The 20,482-nt window shown below is 69.4% G+C and carries 20 protein-coding genes and 1 rRNA gene; 8 read left to right on the plus strand and 13 right to left on the minus strand.

Translation table 11 applies throughout. The features are described from left to right. Positions 1 to 83: ribosomal RNA gene (gene rrf / locus ACIBK3_RS40505) — 5S ribosomal RNA — on the plus strand; the annotation flags it as partial. Positions 84 to 154: 71 nt separating this feature from the next. Here rrf and ACIBK3_RS40510 read toward each other — a convergent pair. Beyond that, positions 155 to 2,986, minus strand: a complete 2,832-nt coding sequence (locus tag ACIBK3_RS40510; protein ID WP_399373078.1) for a PKD domain-containing protein — start codon at positions 2,984 to 2,986, stop codon at positions 155 to 157. Between the two features lie 254 nt (positions 2,987 to 3,240). Here ACIBK3_RS40510 and ACIBK3_RS40515 point away from each other — a divergent pair, with 254 nt between their 5' ends. Continuing rightward, positions 3,241 to 3,795, plus strand: coding sequence for a GNAT family N-acetyltransferase (locus ACIBK3_RS40515; protein ID WP_399373079.1), 555 nt, complete (start codon positions 3,241 to 3,243; stop codon positions 3,793 to 3,795). Between the two features lie 10 nt (positions 3,796 to 3,805). Here the strand turns inward: ACIBK3_RS40515 and ACIBK3_RS40520 are convergent, their stop codons facing one another. The 8 genes from ACIBK3_RS40520 to ACIBK3_RS40555 form a co-directional block, all read right to left on the minus strand. After that, complete coding sequence (locus ACIBK3_RS40520) at positions 3,806 to 5,389, minus strand: type VI secretion protein (protein ID WP_399373081.1); 1,584 nt, start codon at positions 5,387 to 5,389, stop codon at positions 3,806 to 3,808. Between the two features lie 99 nt (positions 5,390 to 5,488). Further along, positions 5,489 to 6,904: an ATP-binding protein gene (locus tag ACIBK3_RS40525; protein ID WP_399373082.1), complete on the minus strand. Its 1,416-nt coding sequence runs from the start codon at positions 6,902 to 6,904 to the stop codon at positions 5,489 to 5,491. Between the two features lie 10 nt (positions 6,905 to 6,914). After that, entirely contained in the window at positions 6,915 to 8,474 is a 1,560-nt protein-coding gene (locus ACIBK3_RS40530) for an SCO6880 family protein (protein ID WP_399373084.1), read from the minus strand. Beyond that, complete coding sequence (locus ACIBK3_RS40535; protein WP_399373086.1) at positions 8,471 to 9,808, minus strand: hypothetical protein; 1,338 nt, start codon at positions 9,806 to 9,808, stop codon at positions 8,471 to 8,473. The genes ACIBK3_RS40530 and ACIBK3_RS40535 overlap by 4 nt, the downstream gene beginning before the upstream one ends. After that, complete coding sequence (locus ACIBK3_RS40540; RefSeq protein ID WP_399373087.1) at positions 9,798 to 10,619, minus strand: hypothetical protein; 822 nt, start codon at positions 10,617 to 10,619, stop codon at positions 9,798 to 9,800. Before ACIBK3_RS40540 ends, ACIBK3_RS40535 begins: the two co-directional genes overlap by 11 nt. Before the next feature lie 201 nt (positions 10,620 to 10,820). Then, complete coding sequence (locus ACIBK3_RS40545) at positions 10,821 to 11,129, minus strand: hypothetical protein (protein ID WP_003991275.1); 309 nt, start codon at positions 11,127 to 11,129, stop codon at positions 10,821 to 10,823. Between the two features lie 444 nt (positions 11,130 to 11,573). Next, positions 11,574 to 12,923 carry a peptidase S8 gene (locus tag ACIBK3_RS40550; protein WP_399373088.1) on the minus strand — a complete coding sequence of 450 codons (1,350 nt, stop codon included), beginning with the start codon at positions 12,921 to 12,923 and terminating at the stop codon, positions 11,574 to 11,576. A gap of 325 nt (positions 12,924 to 13,248) precedes the next feature. Further along, a complete protein-coding gene (locus ACIBK3_RS40555; protein WP_399373089.1) occupies positions 13,249 to 13,851 on the minus strand; it encodes a TetR/AcrR family transcriptional regulator in 603 nt (200 codons plus the stop codon). A 108-nt stretch (positions 13,852 to 13,959) separates the two neighbouring features. Between ACIBK3_RS40555 and ACIBK3_RS40560 the strand changes: the two genes are divergently transcribed. Together ACIBK3_RS40560 and ACIBK3_RS40565 are read left to right on the plus strand one after the other, a co-directional pair. Further along, positions 13,960 to 14,886, plus strand: a complete 927-nt coding sequence (locus ACIBK3_RS40560) for an oxidoreductase (protein ID WP_399373091.1) — start codon at positions 13,960 to 13,962, stop codon at positions 14,884 to 14,886. A gap of 107 nt (positions 14,887 to 14,993) precedes the next feature. Then, a complete protein-coding gene (locus tag ACIBK3_RS40565; protein ID WP_399373093.1) occupies positions 14,994 to 15,347 on the plus strand; it encodes a VOC family protein in 354 nt (117 codons plus the stop codon). Between the two features lie 21 nt (positions 15,348 to 15,368). On the opposite strand, the gene ACIBK3_RS40570 is transcribed toward ACIBK3_RS40565, so the two are convergent. From ACIBK3_RS40570 to ACIBK3_RS40585, 4 genes are read right to left on the minus strand one after another with little or no spacing between them, the layout of a single operon-like run. Then, entirely contained in the window at positions 15,369 to 15,743 is a 375-nt protein-coding gene (locus ACIBK3_RS40570) for a VOC family protein (protein WP_399373095.1), read from the minus strand. Then, positions 15,736 to 16,005 carry a DUF397 domain-containing protein gene (locus ACIBK3_RS40575; protein WP_399373097.1) on the minus strand — a complete coding sequence of 90 codons (270 nt, stop codon included), beginning with the start codon at positions 16,003 to 16,005 and terminating at the stop codon, positions 15,736 to 15,738. Before ACIBK3_RS40575 ends, ACIBK3_RS40570 begins: the two co-directional genes overlap by 8 nt. Continuing rightward, positions 15,998 to 16,183 carry a DUF397 domain-containing protein gene (locus tag ACIBK3_RS40580; RefSeq protein WP_399373099.1) on the minus strand — a complete coding sequence of 62 codons (186 nt, stop codon included), beginning with the start codon at positions 16,181 to 16,183 and terminating at the stop codon, positions 15,998 to 16,000. The genes ACIBK3_RS40575 and ACIBK3_RS40580 overlap by 8 nt, the downstream gene beginning before the upstream one ends. Positions 16,184 to 16,193: 10 nt before the next feature. Beyond that, positions 16,194 to 17,039, minus strand: a complete 846-nt coding sequence (locus ACIBK3_RS40585) for a helix-turn-helix domain-containing protein (protein ID WP_399373101.1) — start codon at positions 17,037 to 17,039, stop codon at positions 16,194 to 16,196. A 138-nt stretch (positions 17,040 to 17,177) separates the two neighbouring features. Between ACIBK3_RS40585 and ACIBK3_RS40590 the strand changes: the two genes are divergently transcribed. The 4 genes from ACIBK3_RS40590 (at position 17,178) to ACIBK3_RS40605 (ending at position 20,446) form a co-directional block, all read left to right on the plus strand. Beyond that, positions 17,178 to 17,597, plus strand: a complete 420-nt coding sequence (locus ACIBK3_RS40590) for an ATP-binding protein (protein ID WP_399373102.1) — start codon at positions 17,178 to 17,180, stop codon at positions 17,595 to 17,597. A 60-nt stretch (positions 17,598 to 17,657) separates the two neighbouring features. Beyond that, positions 17,658 to 18,398, plus strand: a complete 741-nt coding sequence (locus tag ACIBK3_RS40595; protein ID WP_399373104.1) for a trypsin-like serine peptidase — start codon at positions 17,658 to 17,660, stop codon at positions 18,396 to 18,398. Positions 18,399 to 18,586: 188 nt separating this feature from the next. Further along, the gene (locus ACIBK3_RS40600; RefSeq protein ID WP_399373323.1) at positions 18,587 to 19,531 is read left to right on the plus strand and encodes an NlpC/P60 family protein; all 945 of its coding nucleotides are present in this window, start codon (positions 18,587 to 18,589) and stop codon (positions 19,529 to 19,531) included. A 201-nt stretch (positions 19,532 to 19,732) separates the two neighbouring features. Beyond that, the gene (locus ACIBK3_RS40605; protein ID WP_399373106.1) at positions 19,733 to 20,446 is read left to right on the plus strand and encodes a phosphatase PAP2 family protein; all 714 of its coding nucleotides are present in this window, start codon (positions 19,733 to 19,735) and stop codon (positions 20,444 to 20,446) included. Positions 20,447 to 20,482 lie beyond the last annotated feature (36 nt).

The following is a 20,482-nucleotide window of genomic DNA, read 5'->3' on the forward strand; positions in this document are numbered from 1 at the left end:
ACATTTCGAACCCGGAAGCTAAGCCTTACAGCGCCGATGGTACTGCAGGGGGGACCCTGTGGGAGAGTAGGACGCCGCCGAACAATCATTCAAAGAGAAAAGGCCCACGCCTCACGGCGTGGGCCTTTTTGTTTTTTCGCACCCGGCACGGCGATCAGCCGATGTAGTAGCCCTCGATATCCGCGACCACGTTGACGCTGCCGCTGTTGTTGTAGATGTCGATCGACCCGTCGGAACCGACCGGCACCAGGGCCAGGTTGGCGCGGGTGGCGTCGGCGGCGAGGTTCAGGGTGGAGCTGCCCGGCAGGGCGGATCCGTCGGCGTAGGCCGAGAGCCAGGTGCTGGTGGTGGGCTTGACGCCGGTCAGGTTCACCAGCACCGCCTGTACTCCGGCCGGGACGCCGCCGGCCCCCGCCACCTTGACGCTGAGCTTGGACTTGGCGCCGAGTGTGCCCTGGGCCGCGCCGGTGCCGTTGCGGGTGTCCAGTGCCCGGGTCGGCGAGATCGGGAAGTAGGGCGAGCCCGGGGCGTCCGGAGACGTCGACAAGTCGGAGACGACATAGCCCTCGACGTCGGCGATCAGGTCGACGCTTCCGTTGCGGTTGTAGAACTGGACCCGCCCGTTGCTGACCGGCGCGACGACCAGGTTGGCGCTGGTCTGTCCGGCCGTGAAGTTCAGTACGGAACTGGTGGGGACATCGCCGGAGCCCGGCTCCAGTCCGACCCAGCTGGAGGCTGAGGCATGGGTCTCGGTGACGTTCAGCAAAACCGCGGAGGCGTTGCTGTAGCCGTCGGCCGGCAGGGTGAGCGTGACCAGCCCGCCCGGCCCTGCTTTGCCCTTGACCGTGCCGGTGCCGTTGCGGGTGTCCAGCACCCGGGTCGGGCCGCTCTCCTGGACGAAGCCCGTGCCGCCCGAAGTGACCGCGGCGGTGGTGCTGTAGTAGCCCTCGACGTCACCCACCAGGTCGACGCTGCCCGAGTGGTTGTACAGGTCGATGTAGCCGCCCGGGGAGACCGGCACGGTGACCAGGTTCGGCGTGACCTGGCCGGGGACCAGGTTCAGGTTGGAGGCGGTCGGCCGGGTGGTGCCGTCGGGGTAGGCGGTGATCACGGTGCTGGTGGACGCGTTGACGCCGGCCAGGTTGAGGGTGACAGCGGTGACCCCGGTGCCGGGAACGCCCTTGACGCCCGCGACCTTGAGGCGCAGCACTGCGCCCGGGCCGACCTTCGCCTTGGCGGCGCCGGTGCCGTTGCGGGTGTCCAGGATCCGGGTCGGCCCGAAGGGTACGAGTGCGCTGCCGACGGTGACCTGTTGGGTGGTGGTGGCGGTGTTCCCGCCGTCGTCCTTGACCGTCAGGGTGGCGGTGTAGGTGCCGGGCTCGGGATAGGTGTGGCCACCGGAGCCGCTGGTGCCGAGGTCCGCCGCCGGGGTGCCGTCGCCGTAGTCGACGCTGTAGTCGGCGATGCTCCAGTCGTCGGTGGTTTTGGTGGCGTCCGCCCGGACGGTGAGACTGCTGTACGGATAGGCCTGGCTGAGCGACAGTGCAGGCACCAGCGGAGCGTCGGCCGCGACGGTGACGTAGGCCTTTTCGCTGCCGGCGATGGAGGACCCGGCCGCCGTCGTCGCGGTGACCGTGACGGTGTAAGGGCCGATCGTGGCGTAGGTGTGGGTGACGCTGGGGGTGGCGGACACCGCTGGGTCGCTGCCGTCTCCGAAGTCGAAGGTGTAGCGGGTGATCCGGGTCTTCCAGGGGTTGGTCTCGTCCGCCGTGATCGTCTCGGACAGCGGGGCCGGACCCTTGCGGATGGAGACGGCGGGCGCCAACCGGTAGGGGTCCTGGTATTCGACGGCGCCGCGGTCGTAGTAGCCGACGCCCGTGCCGGTGTCGGCCACGAGCGGGTCGTCCACGCGGGACTTGCCGTCGATGTCGGTGCTGAGCTCGTCCGGTGCGTCGGCGTCGGCGGAGTCGATGAACGGGGTGATGTCCAAGCTGGTCGCGCCCGCTGCCACCGCGACGTACAGTTCGTGCTTTCCCTGGCCGGTCGCAGCCTGCAGATCGGCGGCGGTCGCGTAGGTATGGCCGCCCCAGCTGTAGAGCGCGCCATCGGACTCGGACTCGAAGACGTTGTAGTCGTAGGTGGTGCCGCCGGTCGATCCGGAGGACACCACCACCGGCGTGCTGGTGCCGTAGGTCGCACAGCCACCCGGGGCTCCGAGGAAGAAGGCGTTGTTCTCGATCGTCGAACCGGCGGAGGCACCGGTGAGCGAGATCGCGGTGTTGCAACCGCCGTCGTCGGTGAAGGTGTTGCCCACCACGACCGTTCCGGGCACGCCTGCCGCGTTCACGGGCGTGTTGTTCGCGTAGACGAACTTGCTGCCGGTGATCACAGTCCCGCCGGCACCCGACGCGATGTCCACGCCGTCCTCGCCTCGGTTGGCCCCTATGTTGTCCCGGCTCAGCGTGACCGCGCTGCTCTTCCCGTCGATGCCCACCAGGGTGCCCGAAGAGGCGCCTTCGACGGTGTCCCCGTCCAGCGTGACGTCGCTGGACCCCTCGACCGCCACGACGGTCTGGGCGTTCGCCCAGATGGAGAAACCGTGCACCGCCACGTCGTGTACATGGTCGAAGGTGAGTGCTGGGCCGGAGCCCGACTGGGGCGTGTTGATCTGGGTGTGGACCTTGCTCGTGGTGATGGTGAGGGGAGCACTCGCGGTACCCGAGGTCTTCACATCGAGCGGTCCGAAGACCCCCCTGACCACCATGACGGTGTCACCTGGCTGCGCGGCGTCGACGGCGGTCTGCAGCGAACAGTAGGGCCGGGCCTGCGAGCCGGCGTCGGCTGCGCTGTCCGAGCAGTTCGACGTCGCGGAGTTGTTCACGTACAGAGTGCTGCCATCCGCGCGGGCGGCGGACGGAGTCAGCGCCAGGCCCGCGCCCAGAAGGGCGACTGCGCCTGCGAAGGCCGCGATCGAACGTGGCAGCACTGTTCCTCCAGCTTTCACGTGATATTGCAGGCAATCCTGGCTGGTCGCCGAGGGGTTGACCAGGTTCCGAGAGTATGGAGATCACCAAGATGCCGGGTGGCGGCGGTCGAAGGCGCGGATGCGCCGGCTGACGCGCTGGACGTACTCGGTGAGGGGTTCGGTCGGGCGTTCCTGCGCTGTCTGCCCCTGTGCTGTCTGCCCTTGGGGGCGTATTTGAAGTGAGGGGGTAGTACCGGGGTACTAGCGTGGCGCGCATGAGTAGCTATGTGATCCGGTCCGTCCGTGCTGAAGAGTGGCCTGCCGCCAAGGAGTTGCGGCTTGCGGCGCTGCGGGATCCGGTCGCGCATCTTGCCTTTCTGGAGACGTACGAGGAGGCCGCGGCCAAGCCGGACTCCTTCTGGAAGGAGCGGACGGCCGGTGGCGCCGAGGGCGCTCTCGGGGTGCAGCAGATCATCGCCGAGGACCCCGACGGGCAGTGGGTGGGGACGCTGACCGTGCTGGTGGAGCAGCCCGGGACGCGGGACTGGGCCGGGTTCCCGGTGGAGCGGAGGCAGGGGCACATCGTCGGGGTGTTCGTACGGCCCGAGGAGCGCGGGAACGGGCTGACCGAGGTGATGTTCGGCGCCGGCCTGGAGTGGGCCTGGGGGCGTGGGGCGGAGCGGGTGCGGCTGATCGTGCACGAGGAGAACGGGCGGGCCCAGCGGTTCTATCGCAAGGTCGGGTTCGTGCCGAGTGGGCGCACCGTGCCGCTGGCGGCGGCGCCGGGGGAGAACGAACTGGAGTTCGTGCTCGAGCGGGGGCAGGACTGAGGGGGGCCGGCTATACCGGGAGTTCGGCGTTCGGCCAGCGGGTGCGGGCCTGTTCCCGGGAGCGGAGGAGGGCCAGTGTCGGCAGGCCGCGGTCCGCTCCCGTGGCCAGCAGCTCCGGGAGCTGGGGAAGCGGAGCCACGGCGGCGACGTCGTCCAGGACGAGGGTGAGTGGTGGGTCGAGGCGACCGGAGGATGACCGTTCGGCCATGTGCCGGCCGCGCTCGACCACGCTTGAGGTGAGGGCCGTGAGGAGGGGCATCGCGCCCGGGTTGGTGCGGGGGTCCTCGATGGATTCACCCACCACGTAAAGCGTGCCCCCTTCGTCCACGAAGGAATCCAAGGCGAGGGCATCAGTTCGGTTGGGAGTGCATGCCTCGCGGATGTTGACCGTGGAGAGGGCGGCGAGGGCGCGGGCGGCCAGCTCCTGGGCGATGTCCCGGCGTTCGGAGTGGGCGGTGAGGGCGGCCTCGAGTTCGCCGGCGGAGCCGGGGGCGGCCTTGGGGTTGGTACGGAGCGCGCGTACGGCGTCGTGGATCTGGGCGCCCTGGGACCAGCGGTGGACGTGGCGGATGGTGCGGCCGTCGACGGCGGCGGCGTGCAGGTAGCTGCGCAGGAGTGTCTCGGCCACGTCGGTGACGGCCTGGTCGATCTTCGCGGTGGGGCGGATGGGGGCGAGCAGGGCCGTGGCTCTGGCTGCGGCGGTCTGCTTGTTCTCGCAGCCCGTTGTGGGGGACCAGTGGAGGCGGGCCGGGGTGTCGCAGAGGTGCGTGGGGTCGTAGACATGGACCGGGCCGAGTTTGGCGCGGGCGTCCTTGGTGTCCAGCCAGAGGGCTGGGTTCGAGGTGAGGACGAGCGCGGGGCCCTCGGCGTCGCGTACGGCCTGGGCGGCGGCGGGGTGGCGGGTTGCCGGGGGCCCGTAGCGGACCGCGGGTGTTTCCCATCCGCCCGCTTGCGGCTGTGCCTGCGGCAGTGGCTGCGCCGGTGACTGCGGCCGCGTGGGCGGCTGCGCGTATGCCGCCTGCTGTGCGTCCGGCTGCGCGAACGAGGGCTGTTGCGCGAACGGCGGCTGTTGCTCCAGTGGGGGCTGCTCCGGGGCCGGTCCCGGAGCCGGGCCCGGGGTCGGTCTCGGCGACGGGACCTCGTACGCCGGTGTGGCCGGTGTCGGCCGGTACTCGGTGCCCGTCGGTTCGGCGGCCGGCGTTCCCTGTCCTGCCCCGGCCTTCCTCCGTGCCCGTACCGCCCTCCAGCGGGCCACGGTGCCCAGGATGAACACCGTCAGGACGACCAGGATCATCAGCTGGCCGATGAACAGGCCCCAGAAGAGGCCGTAGCCGGAGAGGGCGGTGGCGTCGGCGTCGGGCCAGGCGCCAGGGAGGTCGTGGGGTCGGGCGATCAGCCGGCGCATGGCCAGGGGGGTGCGGGTGAAGGTGACGCCGTCCGGCCAGGAGCCGTGGCTGAACAGGGCGGAAAGGCCGGTGGCCGTCCAGACCAGTACCGTCATGCCGAGCAGGAAGGCGAGTATGCCGACCAGCAGGCCGTCGGGGATGCCTCCCTGGCCGTCCGGCCGGCGGTCGCGTTCGTCACCCGGTCTCATGGTCCCTGCTCCCCGCTTCCCCTTACGCCCTGCGCCTCAGGCCATTACGCCCGCACGTCCCGTACATGCCGTAAGTCCCATACATCCCTGTACTGCGACTTACGCCACCGTCGACTCGGAGTCGCCGAGGTGCTGTTCCACGAACGCGGCCGCCCGTTCCTCCGCCTCCAGCTCGGCGGCGCGCAGGGCGTCGTCGGTCAGCTGGTGGTCCAGGGACGACTCGGTCATCGCGCGGTCGGTGAAGACCAGCGGCCGTTCCGTCTCCGTGACCAGGTGTTTGACGACCTGGACATTGCCGTTGACGTCCCACACCGCGATGCCGGGGGTGAGGGACGGGATGATCTCCACCGCCCAGCGGGGCAGGCCGAGCACCCGGCCGGTGGCACGGGCCTCGTCCGCCTTCTGGGCGTAGATCGTCCGGGTGGACGCCATTTTCAGGATCGCGGCCGCTTCCTTCGCCGCCGCTCCGTCCACGACGTCCGAGAGGTGGTGGACCACCGCCACGAAGGACAGGCCGAGGCGGCGGCCGAACTTCAGCAGCCGCTGGAAGAGCTGGGCGACGAAGGGGCTGTTGATGATGTGCCAGGCCTCCTCGACCAGGAAGATGCGCTTCTTCCGGTCGGGGCGGATCCAGGTGTGCTCCAGCCACACGCCGACGATCGCCATGAGGATGGGCATGGCGATGGAGTTGCGGTCGATGTGGGACAGGTCGAAGACGATCAGGGGGGCGTCGAGGTCGATGCCGACCGTCGTGGGGCCGTCGAACATGCCGCGCAGGTCACCGTCGACCAGTCGGTCCAGGACGAGGGCGACGTCCAGGCCCCATGCCCGTACGTCGTCCAGGGCGACGTTCATCGCCTCGGCGGACTCCGGCTCGGGGTGCCGTAGCTGCTCGACGATGTCCATCAGAACGGGCTGGCGTTCGACGATCGTCTCGTTGACGTAGGCGTGGGCGACCTTGAGGGCGAAGCCGGAGCGTTCGTCCAGGCCGTGGCCCATCGCCACTTCGATGATCGTGCGCAGGAGCGCGAGCTGGCCCGTGGTGGTGATCGCGGGGTCGAGCGGGTTGAGCCGGATGCCCTGGTCGAGTGCCGCCGTCGGGTCCAGCCGGATGGGAGTTATGCCCAGCTCCTGCGCGATGAGGTTCCACTCGCCGGCGCCGTCCTCGCCCTGGGCGTCGAGGACGACGACCTGGCGGTCGCGGAAGCGCAGCTGGCGCAGGACGTACGTCTTCTCCAACGCCGACTTGCCGTTGCCGGACTCGCCGAGGACCAGCCAGTGCGGGGCCGGGAGCTGTTGGCCGTACAGCTGGAAGGGGTCGTAGATGTAGCCCTTCCCGGAGTAGACCTCGCGGCCGATGATGACGCCCGAGTCGCCGAGGCCGGGGGCGGCGGTCGGGAGGTAGACGGCCTGCGCCTGGCCCGTGGAGGTGCGTACCGGCAGGCGGGTCGTCTCGACCTTTCCGAAGAGGAAGGACGTGAAGGCGTCGGTGAGGATGGACAACGGATCCCGCATGCGGCAGCCCCTACCTTCGAATGCCGGTGGCGAACGGAAGGGTGTTCACGAAGGCGCGATGGTGCTCGCGGTCGCACCACTCCAGTTTCAGGTACGACTTTCCGGCCGACGCCCTGATGGTCCGCTTGTCGCGGGCCAGGGCCTCGGGTGAGCGGGAGGAGACGGTGATGTAGCCCACCAGGTTGACTCCGGCCGCGCCGCTCGCGAGGTCCTCGCCGCGCTGGTCCAGGCGGTTGTGGGAGGCGACGTCGCGGGGGTCGACGGTGCGGTTCATCTTGGCGGCGCGGGAGGCCTCGGCCTCGTCGTTGGTCTTCTCCGTCAGCATGCGTTCGATGGCTACCTCGGTGGGCTCGAGATCCATCGTCACGGCGACCGTTCGGATGACGTCCGGGGTATGGACCAGGAGCGGCGCGAGGAAGTTGACGCCCACCGGGGTCATCGGCCATTCCTTCACCCAGGCGGTGGCGTGGCACCAGGGCGCGCGGGTGGACGACTCCCGCGTCTTGGCCTGGAGGTACGTCGGCTCCATGGCGTCCAGCTCGGCCGGCCAGGCGTTGCGCTTGGTCATCGCCTGGATGTGGTCGATGGGGTGGTCCGGGTCGTACATGGAGTGGATCAGGGACGCGAGGCGGCCCTGGCCCAGCGGCTGCCGTACGCGGATGTCCGCCTCCTGGAGACGGGAGCAGATGTCCGTGAGCTCGCGGGCCATGACGACGGCGAGACCGGCGTCCCGGTCCAGCTTGCGGCCGTTGTGGGGCCGTGCCGCCCGCGCCATGGCGTGCGCCTCGGCGGCGAGCTCCCGGGTGAAGTGCATGCAGGCGACGAGGTACGCGCGGTGCTGCTCGCTGCTGGTCGACACCATCGACTGCAACTGGTCGTACGACTCCTGCAGCCAGGGCGGCGCCTTCTCGTCCCCGCGTACGGCGACGTCCTTGGCGTGGGCGTCGGGGTCGGCGGGCAGGGTGCGGGCGAGCATCTGCAGGCGGGTGACGAAGCCGTCGCCGTTGGCCACGTGCTTGAGGAGGGTGCCGAAGCGGTCGACGAGGGCTTCCTGGTCCTCGGAGTCGCGCAGGCCGACGCCGGGCCCCTCGATCTCGATGGCCGCCGTGACGGTTCTGCGGTCCGCGTGCAGCAGTACGGCGATCTCGTCGGGGCCGAACGGGGCCGCGAGCCAGTTGATGCGGCCGATCCCCGGGGGCGGGCCGATCTCCACCTCCCGGCCGTCGAGGCGGGTGCCGGCCTCGACGACGCCGGAACGGTAGGTGGCGGTCCGCTTGAGGGTGCGCTTGTAGCTGCGGTTGATCTCGAACCACTTGTAGAACGTGCGGCGCTTGTACGGCACGTAGACCGCGGCCAGCGCCACCATGGGGAAGCCCATCAGCAGGACGATGCGCATGGACAGCACCGGGACGAGGAGCCCGCACATCATGCCGAGGAACGCGCCGCCGATGATGAGCGCGATCTCGCCGGTCTCACGATTCCTGCCGACGATCGCGTTCGGCCGGGCGCGGCCGATCAGATATGTACGGCGGGGCGTGACCTGATGGGACACGTGGGACTCGGTCGTCAACGCCCTTCACCTCCCGTGCTGTTGGTACTGCTGTTGCGGGTGTTGCTGGCGTGGGGGGTGTTCACCGGGCTGCCCGCGCGGGGAGCGGGGGCAGCGGAGGGGACAGATCCACCGCCTCCGTTCGGGGAGCGCGTGCTGTGCGCGGCGACACCGCCGGACGCCGGATTGCTCGGACGGGCACCGCCGCCCGAGCCGCCCTGGCCTCCGCCACCGTTGTTGTCGGCGCGGGTGCTGTGCGTCTTGATGCCCTGGGCGACCAGGGTCGCGGGGGAGGTCATGACGGCCGCGGCCTTGCCCTCGGCGCCCTGCATGATGCGGTTGCTGCGGGAGTTGGCGATCTCGTCGCCGAAGCCGGGGACGAAGCGGTAGATCATCGCGCTGGCGAAGATGGCGAGCAGGATGATGGCGAGGCCGGACACGACCGCGGCGAGCGAGTCGGGGCCGCCGTCCGAGGCGAGGGCTCCGGCGAGGCCGAGGACGATCACGATCACCGGCTTGACCAGGATCACCGCGATCATCACGCCCGCCCAGCGGCGTACGTGACCCCAGAGGTTCTTGTCGACCAGGCCGGCGTAGACGACGACGCCGAGCAGGGCGCCCACGTACAACAGGACGGCCCTCAGATACAGCTCCAGGTAGAGGACACCGGCAGCGACGATCGACACCAGCGACACCAGCATCAGCATGATCGGGCCGCCGCCGATGTCGTCGCCCTTGTTGAGGGCCTCGGAGAACGTGCCGAAGAACGTGTCCGTCTGATTGCCCGTCGTCTTCGCGAGGACATCGCTGATGCTGTCCGTCGCGGAGACGACGGTGTACAGGATCAGCGGGGTGAAGGCGGAGGCGAGCACGGTGAGCCACAGGAAGCCGACCGCTTCACTGATGGCGGTGGTCAGCGGCACGCCGCGCACGGCCCGCTTGGCGACGGCCAGCAGCCACAGCAGCAGCGTGAGGATCGCGGACGCGGCGAAGACGACGGCGTACTGCTGGAGGAACTTCTGGTTGGTGAAGTCGACGTTGGCGGTCTCCTTCACGGCCTTGCTGAGCTGGTCGACGGTCCAGGACGCGGCGTCGGCACAGCCCCTTGCCAGGGAGGAGAGGGGGTCGAGGGTGTCGGTGAGGGGGGTGGTCGCGCCGCGGCGGGCTGTGCCGGTGGAGCCGCTGCCTTGTTCGCAGTAGTCCTTGGCGGGGCCGTGGATCAGATCGCAGGGGTTGTTACTCGGCTTGGGCGAAGGCGTGGGTGCCGCCAAGGCCCGCGTGGCCATCAGCACGGCTGCGGTCTGCACCGCCGTGACGGCGGCCGCCAGCTTGAGTACGCGGTGGCTAGCGGGCATAGGTGAACCCTCCGTACTCCTGGACGGCCTTTGCCATCTCGTCGGCACTGGAAGCCCTCTCGTCGCCGGGAACGGGCGCTGGGCCGTCCTTCTGAGAGTGCGTCACGATCTTCCAGTCGTTGCCGGTCCACTCAAGTTTCATCGTGATGGTGAACCAGCTGTTGGTGACTGGGTTCGTGGAGTTCTCGCCGGCCAGGCCGAGGAGGCCACTGCACCAGACCTCAACGGTTGCGGTGTTGGCGGAGGACTGGGCGAGCTTGGTGCCGATCGGGCTCGTACGGGATACGAACGTGTAGCCCGACGGTGCGGAGCCGTTCGGGCTCAGGCCGACGTTCTTGTTGAACTCGGGGGTATAGGCCTTGTCCAGCGCAGCATCGAAGGCCGAGACCCGGGAGGGCGTGATGATCGCCTGCAGGATGGCATCACGCTTGGCCTTGTCGAACATGTCTGCCGAGCCCAGAGCGACGGCGTAGTTGGCGGCCGCGCTCTGGGCACCCTGCTCGTCATGGGCGAAGCCCGAGTTCGACTGGACAGGTTTCTTCCCGCTCGCCGCCGTTGAAGCCGCCCCCGGGAGGGAACCCGCCTTGTCGGTCTTCGTGGACGGGGTGTCGTCGCCTCCGCGGTTCGCGAAGGCGATGGCGGCGATGAGGAGGACGATGACGCCGACCACCGTGACCAGGCTTCTGGAGGAGCCGCGGCCTCTGCGGGCGCCGCCGTACACGTCGCCGGCCCGGTCGGGCAGGCGGGTGGTCCGGGTGTGGCCCGTACCGCCGTACCCGCCGGAGGTCTCGTGGTCGTCCCCGAGAGTCATGCCGCGTACGCCCCCTCGACGTCGTGCGGAAACGCGTAGGAAAACGCGTACGAGTACGACGGTAGCCGTGCTGGTTCCCGCGCGGGCGCGGTGTGGTGACTCGACATCAGGGAAACGCAACCTCAGCCGGTGGGCACGACGGACGGATGGGGTGGAGGGGGAGCCGGGCGGACGCGCCCCGCACGGGCCGTGGTCGCCCGCCTACACGGCCATGCCGTACACGATGGTGAACAACGTGCCGAGTGAGCCGATGATGAAGACTCCCGTCAGGCCCGCGATGATGAGGCCCTTGCCCTGCTCCGCGCTGAAGGTGTCGCGCAGGGCCGTGGCACCGATGCGCTGCTTGGCAGCGCCCCAGATGGCGATGCCGAGGCAGAGCAGGATGGCCACCGCCATCACGACCTCGATCATCACCTTCGCCTCGTTGCCCAGGCTGCCGAAGGGGCCCCAGTCCGGAGCGATCCCGCCGATGATGGTGTTGATGTCTCCCTTGTCGGCCGCAAAGAGCATGTAAGTCACCGCCCCTGGTGGGTAGTTCCGCTTCCCCTGCCTTGGCGCAGAGGTCAGCCCTCATTCTCGCCGACAATGGCGCTGTCGTATGTCGACTTGACGTCATTGATTGGCGGGTTTCGTACGAATACCTTGCCACCGCTCGATGTCGGCCCTCCGGGTTTTCCTCGAACAGGCGTCGGACGGTAGGTGAGGACTCGTATGGTCACTCTGTGTATCACGGCAGGTCACGCCGGGCAATGAGGCCGGAGCGAAACCTGGCGGAGGTTCCGTCGTTGACCCCTTTTCAGGACCCGTGTCCGCGACCGGTGTGTGACGCTGTCCACGACCGGTGTTTGACCCGTGTCCGCACCCCGTGTCCTGCGGTGAAGGTTAACCCGGGCATGCCGAACGGGCCGTGGCTGGGTGCCACGGCCCGTGCGGGCTGGATGCGGTGACGGAGGGTCAGCCTGTGAAGGCGCTCACACCCGAGGGGGTGCCCCAGCCGGTGGGACCGTCGTAGCCGGTCCGGGCGGTGCAGAAGTAGCTCGTGGAGCACGTGCCGTTGTTGCCGGAGGTCACGTCGTTGAGGGCCGAGGTGTGCGCGTAGGGGAACGCGGCCGGGTAGGAGCCGCTGGAGGGGGTGCCGGCGAGGGCGTAGACGGCCGCGATGATGGGCGAGGAGGCGCTGGTGCCGCCGAACGTGTACCAGCCGGCGGTGACGCCGTAGGAGTCGTAGACCGAGACGCCGGTCGCCGGGTCGGCGACGGCCGAGACGTCCGCGATCATGCGCTTGGCGCAGCCGGTGTCGGTCTGCCAGGAGGGCTTGGCGTCGTACGAGGAGCAGCCGGAGCCGGTGCCCTCGGTGCTGCTGGTCTTCCAGACGCTCTCGGTCCAGCCGCGGCTGGTGGAGGAGGCGGAGAGCTTGGTGCCGCCGACCGAGGTGACGTCCTTCGAGGCGGCCGGGTATTCGGCGCCGTAGGCGGAGTCGCCGGCGCTGACGGTGATGGCGACGCCGGGGTGGTTGAAGTAGGAGGAGTCGTACGAGGTGTCGGAGGAGGACTCCGAGCCGCCGTAGCTGTTGGAGACGGACGTGGCGCCCAGACTGACCGCCTCGTTCACCGCCGTGCCGAGGGCGGCCATGCTGGCGGACTTGGCCTCGACCAGCAGGATCTTGCAGTTCGGGCAGGTCGCGCTCGCCATGTCGAGGTCCAGCGACTCCTCCTCGGCCCAGCCGCTGTCGGCCCTGGGGAGGGAGGTCGTGGAGCCGGTCTGGCTGACCTTCTTGAAGCAGCCGTTGGCGGTGGTGCAGGAGGGCAGGCCGTAGTACGAGCGGTACTTCGCGAGGTCGGCGGCGGCGTTCGGGTCGTCGTACGCGTCGACGATGGCGATGGTCTTGCCGGAGCCGCTGCTCGCTGCCGCGCTGGTGAGGCCGTAGGCGTCCTGGAGGTCGGAGGGGCCGTAGCCGGAGGGGCTGGAGGCGTCGGCGGCCTTCGGGGTGACGTCGTCGACGGCGGCCTGGTGCTTCTGGAAGGCGGTGAGGCCGCCGGTGACGCGGAGGGAGTCGCAGGCCAGGTCGCCCTGGTGCTTGGGCGTGGCGCAGGGGGTGGCCGTCCACGTCACTTTCGACGAGGTCGCGGTGGAGGCGGTGGTCCGGGCGGTGGCGGTGGTCTGGGGGGTGGCGCTCGCTGAGGCGGCCGCGGTGCCGAGTCCGGCGAACACGAGCGCGGCGGTGGCTGCGGCAGTGGAACCGATACGGGTGATACGGGTCCATCTGACGCGTATGGGGCGGGGGTTGTGGGGATTCGTACGCAACGGACAGCCTCCTGAGAGTGGTTGACAGGGGCAGTGCGGGTGGCGATGCCACCGGTACGTGGTCCCCGGCGGCGGGCGGCGGCCCGCCGAAACTGTCGCTTGTTGAGTACGTGACAACAAGAGAAGTGCGGAATCCTGACTTCCGCCTTACTGAAGCGGGTTGGCGGATTGCTGATCGATGGCTGCCCGATGGGCGGGGGATGGCCACGGCTTGACCACGCTCACAGAGGGCGCACGGGCGCGGTGAGGTGACGCCCGGTCACGCCGGGCGCTTCTGACTGCTTCTGGTGGCACCCGGTTACCCCTGGTTCGCCCTCGGGCGCGCTCAGCGGGGTGTGAGGCCGTGGAGCAGGTGGTGGACCGCCTCGTCGATCATGTCGAGGGCCGTGGGCGCGTCGATCATGCTGTTCGCGGTGAAGCTCGCGAGGCCGTGGACGGTGGCGCCGACGATGAAGGTGAGACGTTCCGGATCACGCTCGACGATCTCGCCGCGCTGCTGTGCGTCTGCGATCACCCGCGCCAGGCCGCCCACCGTCCGGTCAATTCCGGCAGCCATCTGCTCGGTGGCCTCGGGCTCGTGTTTGCGGGCGTACATGAGCTCCAGGAGTTCGGCGTTGTCCGTGGCGAAGCCGAGGTACGCGCGGGCCAGGGCGCTGAGGCGGGGTTCGAGGGGGAGCGCGGGGTCGTCGGCGCCGTCCAGGGTGCGGGCGAGTCGGTCGTAGCCGGCCAGGGCGAGGGCGTTGAGCAGGGCCTGCTTGTCCCTGAAGTGCCGGCCGGGGGCGGCGTGGCTGACGCCGACGTCCCGGGCCAGTTCGCGCAGCGAGAGCGAGCCGACCCCCTTCTCCCGAAGGGTGCGCTCCGCGCTCTCGAGGAGGGCGGCGCGCAGGTCGCCGTGGTGATAGGGGCGGCTTTCGGGCATGTGGGCCATCGTAACCCGATGTTGTCGCCGTCATCTTTGTAGGCACTGCCACCTTTGTGGACACTGACATCTTTGTAGGCATTGCCATCATTGTTGTCGACGTCTACATTGACGGGTATGACAGCTGAGAAGAACGACCGATGGAACACGACCGACCTCCCCGACCTCGCCGGCCGCACCGCGGTCGTCACGGGTGCCAACAGCGGAATCGGCCTGACGGCCGCGGACGCGCTGGCCCGGGCGGGCGCGCATGTGGTGTTCGCCGTGCGGGACGTGGAGCGGGGCCGTGCGGCGGCCGCGACGGTGAACGGCAGCACGGAGGTGCGCCGGCTGGACCTGGCGGACCTGTCGTCCGTACGGGAGTTCGCGGACGCCTGGGCGGGCCGCCCGCTGGATCTGCTGATCAACAACGCCGGCGTGATGATGGTCCCGCAACAGCGGACGCGGGACGGCTTCGAGATGCAGTTCGGCACGAACCACCTCGGGCACTTCGCGCTGACGAACCTGCTCCTGCCGTACGTCATGGACCGGGTCGTCACCGTCTCCTCGGGCGCCCACCGCTGGGGCGACCCGACGATCGACTTCGACGACCTCAACATGGACTCCGCCTACAGCCCGCGCGGCGCCTACGCCCAGTCCAAGCTGGCCAACCTGCTCTTCACCCTGGAACTCCAGCGCCGCCTGACGTCCGCGGGCTCCCTCGTCCGCGCCCTGGCCGCTCACCCCGGCTACTCGGCCACCAACCTGCAGAGTCACGCGGCGAGCCCGGTGGCCCGCGTGTTCATGCGGCTCGGCAACAGGCTCTTCGCCCAGGACGACAGGGCAGGCGCCCTGCCCACCCTGTACGCGGCGACGCAGGATCTGCCCGGCGCGAGCTACGTGGGCCCGGACGGTACGGGCGAGATGCGGGGCGGTCCGACCCTGGTGGGCCGTTCGGCGGCGGCGAGTGACCCGGAGGTGGCCCGCCGCCTGTGGACGGTGTCGGAGGACCTGACGGGAGTGACCTTCCCTCTGGTCCCGGCACCGGCGGCAGTCAGGGAGTGATTGCGGGCACCTGGCCTCCACGCACGTTCCCGCGGGCCGGTGTGGTCAGCCATCTCGGCGGCGAAGCCGGGAAGCAGGACCGCACGAAGCCCCAACCGCGTTTCACCTTGGCCGCGACCACTCTTGACGCACCGAACGCCCACGAGTTGGCGCGGTTCTATCAACGCCTGCTCGGGTGGCCGGTGCAGAAGGAGGAACCGGGCTGGGTCGAGATCGCACCGCCCGACGGCGGTGCCGGGCTGTCGTTCCAGACGGAGCCGCTCTACACCCGTCCGCAGTGGCCTTCCAGCCGGTCCGAGCAGCAGATGATGACGCATCTGGACATCGAGGTGCACGACCTGTCCTCAGCCGTCGATCACGCCCTTGCCCTGGGGGCGACGGTGGCGGACTTCCAACCCCAGTCCGATGTCCGTGTCCTGTGCGACCCGGCGGGCCACCCGTTCTGCCTCTTTTCGCGGTAGCTGACGAGGGCCGCGGCCCCTTCACGGCCAGACGCGTGCCCCGGCCTCGAAGACCTCGGGCGCGCTGTGCACCGGCAGGACGCACAGGAGGTGGCCGCCGGGGGCGCGCAGGATGCGGCACTCCAGCCAGCGGCCGACCTGAGTGGCGCCCAGGCCGAGCAGGCGGGCGGTTTCGGCTTCCACGTCGTCGGTTTCGATGTCGAGGTGGAAGCGGGGCTCGTCGTCGACCGCCTGTACCGCGGTCACCAGGCCGGGGATGGCCTCGTGAAACGACGTGAACTGCTCCTCCGACGGGACCGGGCGGGCGGGCGCGCCCAGCGCGGCGGACCAGAAGGCCGCGGCGGCCTCCGGCTCGGGGCTGTCGATCAACAGCGCGTAGACGCGGCTTCTATGCATGCGGCGGGTTCTCCAGTTCCTCGACGCCCTCCACGAAGTGGTCGAACTCGCCTGCCTGGACCCCGAGTACGAAGGCCTCCCACTTGCGGCGGTTCGTGGTGACGACGGTGTCGGGGTCGCTGGTCTCGCGGAGGTAGACGGGGGCTTCCCCGTCGTCGTCCCCCTGGCCCTCGCCGAAGGCGATCTCGATCCAGGGGCCCGGACCGGTGGCGTCGGGCGGGGCGGCGCGTTCCCAGGTGAGGTTCGGGGGGATCTCAGACACGGGGGGATTCTTCCTTGAGTACGGCGATGAAAGCGTCGAAGGCGGCCGGGGCGGCCGTGAGTATGACTCGGGCCGGGTCGCTGCTTTCGGTGAGATGGATCGTTTCCGCTGCGGCGGTGACATGGACGCAGGAGGCGCCCTCGGAGCAGTACGACGACTTCTGCCAGCGTGGGGTCATGGCGTTCCCTTCACAGCTCTCGCATCACGTTGTGGATCAGGTCGCGGGTCTTCTCCGGGGCGAGTGCGACAGCCTCGATCCGGTCGAACAGCGTGCGGTACTTGTGTAACTGCGTCTCGGCGTCGAGGAACGCCAGGCCGTGGGCCTGGTCGAGGTAGACGGTGTCCAGTTGCGGTACCGGGCCGTGCGCGTAGTGGATCGATTGCCCGGACCCTGGATAGGCGCCGACGTCGAAGGTGATGGCCCGCAGGGTGATGTGCTCTCGGTCGCTCATGTCGAGCAGGTGCTGCAGCTGCTGCCGGGCAACCGTGGAGCCGCCGACCCTCATGCGCAGGGCGGCCTCGTGGATGATCGCCTCGTACGGGGTCGGGTCGTCCTTGCGGAAGAGGATCGCCTGCCGCTTGATGCGGAACGACAGGCGGTGCTCGATGTCGGGCGGTGAGAGTTCCGTGACCGCCTGACGGAAGATCTCAAGTGCGTACTCGCGGGTCTGGAGCAGGCCGGGGATACGGGCCGTGGTGGAGTCCCGCAACGACTGGGCGTGGTGCTCCAGTTCGGCCAGGTCGAGGAGTGGGCGGGCGAGCAACTCTCGGTACTCCTCCCACCAGCCGCGTGGCCGCGGGGCGGTCATCTCGCTGAGGGCCTGGATCAGGGGCTGGTCGGAGCAGTCGTAGCGGCAGGCAAGGGCACGTACCCGCTCGGGGCTCACGCCCACGCGGCCGGCCTCCATGTTGCTGACCTGGGCCTGCTTGATTCCCATGAGTTGACCGGCCTCGGTGGCGTTCAGACCGGCCCGCTCCCGGAGTTTGCGCAGTTCAGTGCCGAAACGCAGTTGGCGACCCGTTGGGTTCCTCACGGGCTTGCCGCCTCCTTGTGTCACTCGCACGGGTGGTAGTGAACGCGATTAGCAAGAAACAGTGAATGCATTCACTGTATATCGCTACCTTATAACCGTCAGCACATACCCAACTCCCCCAAGTGACCGGAGACTTCCATGCCCACCGTATCCCCGCCCTGGGCGTACACCCTTCACCTCCCGCACGATCCACACGCACCGGGGATCGGCCGCGCGACCCTCCGTACCGTCCTCGATGCGCACGGGCTCTCCGCGCTCGCCCCGACCGCCGAACTCCTCGCCTCCGAACTTCTCACCAACGCCCATCTCCACACCGACGGCCCCTATGCCCTGCGCCTCCGCGCGATGGAACCCGGTCGGTTGCGGGTCGCCGTATGGGACAGCGACCCACGGGTGCCGGAGGGGTTCGGGGAGGTCGGTGCCGTACCCCCGTGGGACGCCGAGGGCGGACGCGGGTTGCGGCTGGTGCGGGCCTGTGCGGACGCGGTCGGGGTCTCCGTGTTGCGGGAGCTGGGGGCATCCAAGGGCGGGAAGCTGCTGTGGGCCGAGTGTCGATGAGGATGAGTCGGAACCCGGAGTTGACCGCGTTCTCACCTTCGTTCGCCATGCTGAGCCCCGATGACCAAGCGAACGCCGCGGTCCCGGCGGCTCCTGCATGCCGTTGTCGTCCTGCTCGCCGTCACGTCGGCCTCCGAAGCGGCCGCCGATGACGGGGCAGGGCCGCTCGGGGTGACCGCCGTGGCCTTTCCCAGTGAGCGGAGTGCGCGCGTGGGGGCCCTCTTCGACGACGGGCAGCACTTCTGTACCGCGTCCGTGGTGCACAGTACGGGGCGGGACCTCATCGCCACCGCCGCGCACTGTCTGGACGAGAGCGCGGGGGAACTCGTGTTCGCGCCCGGGTATCGGGACGGGCGGTCTCCCTACGGGCGGTGGAAGGTCGAGCGGCGGTTCATGCCCGACGGGTGGGCCAAGGCGGAGGACGAGGACAGTGACGTCGCCTTCGCCGTCGTCGCCGGGCGGGGTGGCAAGCAGATCGAGGACCTCGTCGGGGGCAACCGTCTCGCCCCCCGTACCGCCACCGGGGCCACCGCCGTCACCGTCACCGGGTATCCCGACTCGCGTGAGGTGCCGATCAGCTGCACCAACAAGCCCGTGCCGCACAGTCGTACGCAGCAACGCATCGAGTGTCCCGACTTCAGCGGGGGGACCAGTGGCAGCCCCTGGATCAACGGGGACGGGAAGCTCGTGGGGATCCTGGGCGGACATGAGGAGGGCGGGGCCACGGCAGACGTGTCGTACAGCGTCGTTCTCGGGGCGGAGGCGGCGGAGTTGTACCGCGATGCGGCGGGGGATCCGTGAGCCGCCACCGCACCCTCCACCGGAGATCCACGAGCGACCGCGGCCGGATCGCGCCTGGTTGCGGCGGGTTCGTGGTGGGAAGCTCCTAGACTGACGCGGGCGGACTCCCAGGGGCCGAGGGGCGGTTGACGGTGCGTAAGGCGTGGGTCGTGGCGGGTGTCGCCGGCGGGGCGGGGCTCAGCTTCGTGATGCTGCTCGTCGTCGGCGTGTACGTGGTCGCCGGGAACCTCGCGGGCGAGGCGGGCGGTGTGGTCAGGAAGCTCGCCAAGGGCGCCGTGCCCGCCGCCTACCAGCCGCTCGTGCAGAAGTGGGGCAACATGTGCCCCGCCATCAACCCGGCCCTGCTCGCCGCTCAGCTCTACCAGGAGAGCGGCTTCAACCCGAGGGCCCAGTCGCCCGCGGCGGCGCAGGGGATAGCGCAGTTCATTCCCGGTACGTGGGCCACGCACGGTGTCGACGGCGACGGGGACGGCGACAAGGACGTGTGGGATCCGAACGACGCGATCCCGTCCGCCGCGTCGTACGACTGCTCGCTCGCCTCGTACGTGAAGGACGTACCCGGGAATCTGACCGAAAACATGCTCGCCTCCTACAACGCGGGGGCCTACGCGGTGATCAAGTACGGGGGAGTGCCGCCGTACCGGGAGACCCGGAACTACGTGAAGACGATCACGACCCTGGAGGAGAGCTTCGCGGCTCCCGTCAGCCGGGTCGACCCGTCCAAGCAGGCGGCCGGAGCCATCTACTACGCGCAGAAGAAGCTCGGCACGCCGTATCTGTGGGGCGGCACCGGCACCGCTGAGCAGGGCGGACGGTTCGACTGTTCGGGGCTGACGCAGGCCGCGTACGCGAGTGTCGGGATCACCCTGCCGCGGGTCGCCAACGACCAGTACAACGCGGGTCCGCATCCGTCCAGGGACGAGCTGCTCCCCGGTGACCTGGTGTTCCTCTCGACCGATCTCACCAACTCCCGGGCCATCCACCATGTGGGGATTTATGTCGGCGGCGGGTACATGATCGACGCGCCGAGAACAGGTGCTGTGATCCGGTTCGACCCGATCGACACCCCCGACTATTTCGGAGCCACGCGGGTAACCGAAGATGGCGCGAAAGCGCTCCCCACCACGGTGTGAACCGAGCGTGAACCCACCCCCTGAGCTGCGGTGATGGGTCTCTCTTCGATAACGTCTGCGTGATCATTCGGTGGAGTGTGGAACGTATGAACAGGAGTCGTGCGTTCCTGGTGACGTAGCGAATCTGCAAACCAGCGGGGGTGGGCAGAAAACGGCGTGCGCAAAGGCGTGCCGGGAGAGACGACGAAGGGGCCGCGCACCATGGCTGGACTCGCAGAATCCGGGTCGAACCCTGACGTCGATCTGCTGTACGACATCAACGGCCTCGCCAAGGACGCGCCCGCATGGTTCGACCGGGCCGTGGAGTTCGTCGGCGAGTACGGACTGCTGCTGGCCATGGTGCTGCTCGTGGTGTGGTGCTGGTGGTCCGTGCGGCGGCGGAGCGCCGACGACGCGGCGTCGTCCGTGGCCGCGCTGGTCTGGGCGCCGCTGGCCGCCGGGATCGCGGTGCTGGTGAACGTGCCGATACGGGGCTTCGTCGAGCGGCCCCGGCCCTTCCGCACCCATGAGGGGATCGACGTCCTGGTCTCCGGCAAGACCGACTACTCGTTCGTCAGCGACCACGCGACGATCACCATGGCGATGGCGGTCGGACTCTGCGTCGCGAACCGCAAGTTCGGGCTCTTCGGCCTCGGGCTCGCGCTGCTCGAAGGGTTCTGCCGGATCTACATGGGCGTGCACTACCCGACGGACGTCGTCGGCGGCTTCGCGCTCGGTACCGCCGTCGCACTGCTGCTGTCCCCGGTGGCCATGGCCCTGCTGACCCCGCTCACCAAGGCGATCGAGCGCTCCCCGCGGGCCGGCCTGCTGATCCGGGCGCGGGGACGGTCGTACGACGAACAGGACGCCGTGATGTCCGGGGCCCGGCGGGAGGCCGCGGGCGCGGGCAACGAGGAACGGGACCTCGCCGCATGACCACGCTGGAGCTCCTCAGCACGCGCGAGCTCCTCA

This window comes from Streptomyces sp. NPDC050287 (assembly GCF_044459385.1).
Taxonomy (GTDB): domain Bacteria; phylum Actinomycetota; class Actinomycetes; order Streptomycetales; family Streptomycetaceae; genus Streptomyces.

Coding starts and splice junctions, on each gene's coding strand:
- ACIBK3_RS40555 (WP_399373089.1), bottom strand. CDS start 13,851: ATGGCCCACATGCCCGAAAGCCGCCCCTATCACCACGGCGACCTGCGC.
- ACIBK3_RS40580 (WP_399373099.1), bottom strand. CDS start 16,183: ATGACCCCACGCTGGCAGAAGTCGTCGTACTGCTCCGAGGGCGCCTCC.
- ACIBK3_RS40525 (WP_399373082.1), bottom strand. CDS start 6,904: ATGCGGGATCCGTTGTCCATCCTCACCGACGCCTTCACGTCCTTCCTC.
- ACIBK3_RS40520 (WP_399373081.1), bottom strand. CDS start 5,389: ATGAGACCGGGTGACGAACGCGACCGCCGGCCGGACGGCCAGGGAGGC.
- ACIBK3_RS40560 (WP_399373091.1), top strand. CDS start 13,960: ATGACAGCTGAGAAGAACGACCGATGGAACACGACCGACCTCCCCGAC.
- ACIBK3_RS40545 (WP_003991275.1), bottom strand. CDS start 11,129: ATGCTCTTTGCGGCCGACAAGGGAGACATCAACACCATCATCGGCGGG.
- ACIBK3_RS40570 (WP_399373095.1), bottom strand. CDS start 15,743: ATGCATAGAAGCCGCGTCTACGCGCTGTTGATCGACAGCCCCGAGCCG.
- ACIBK3_RS40535 (WP_399373086.1), bottom strand. CDS start 9,808: ATGCCCGCTAGCCACCGCGTACTCAAGCTGGCGGCCGCCGTCACGGCG.
- ACIBK3_RS40540 (WP_399373087.1), bottom strand. CDS start 10,619: ATGACTCTCGGGGACGACCACGAGACCTCCGGCGGGTACGGCGGTACG.
- ACIBK3_RS40595 (WP_399373104.1), top strand. CDS start 17,658: ATGACCAAGCGAACGCCGCGGTCCCGGCGGCTCCTGCATGCCGTTGTC.
- ACIBK3_RS40600 (WP_399373323.1), top strand. CDS start 18,587: ATGCTGCTCGTCGTCGGCGTGTACGTGGTCGCCGGGAACCTCGCGGGC.
- ACIBK3_RS40515 (WP_399373079.1), top strand. CDS start 3,241: ATGAGTAGCTATGTGATCCGGTCCGTCCGTGCTGAAGAGTGGCCTGCC.
- ACIBK3_RS40605 (WP_399373106.1), top strand. CDS start 19,733: ATGGCTGGACTCGCAGAATCCGGGTCGAACCCTGACGTCGATCTGCTG.
- ACIBK3_RS40590 (WP_399373102.1), top strand. CDS start 17,178: ATGCCCACCGTATCCCCGCCCTGGGCGTACACCCTTCACCTCCCGCAC.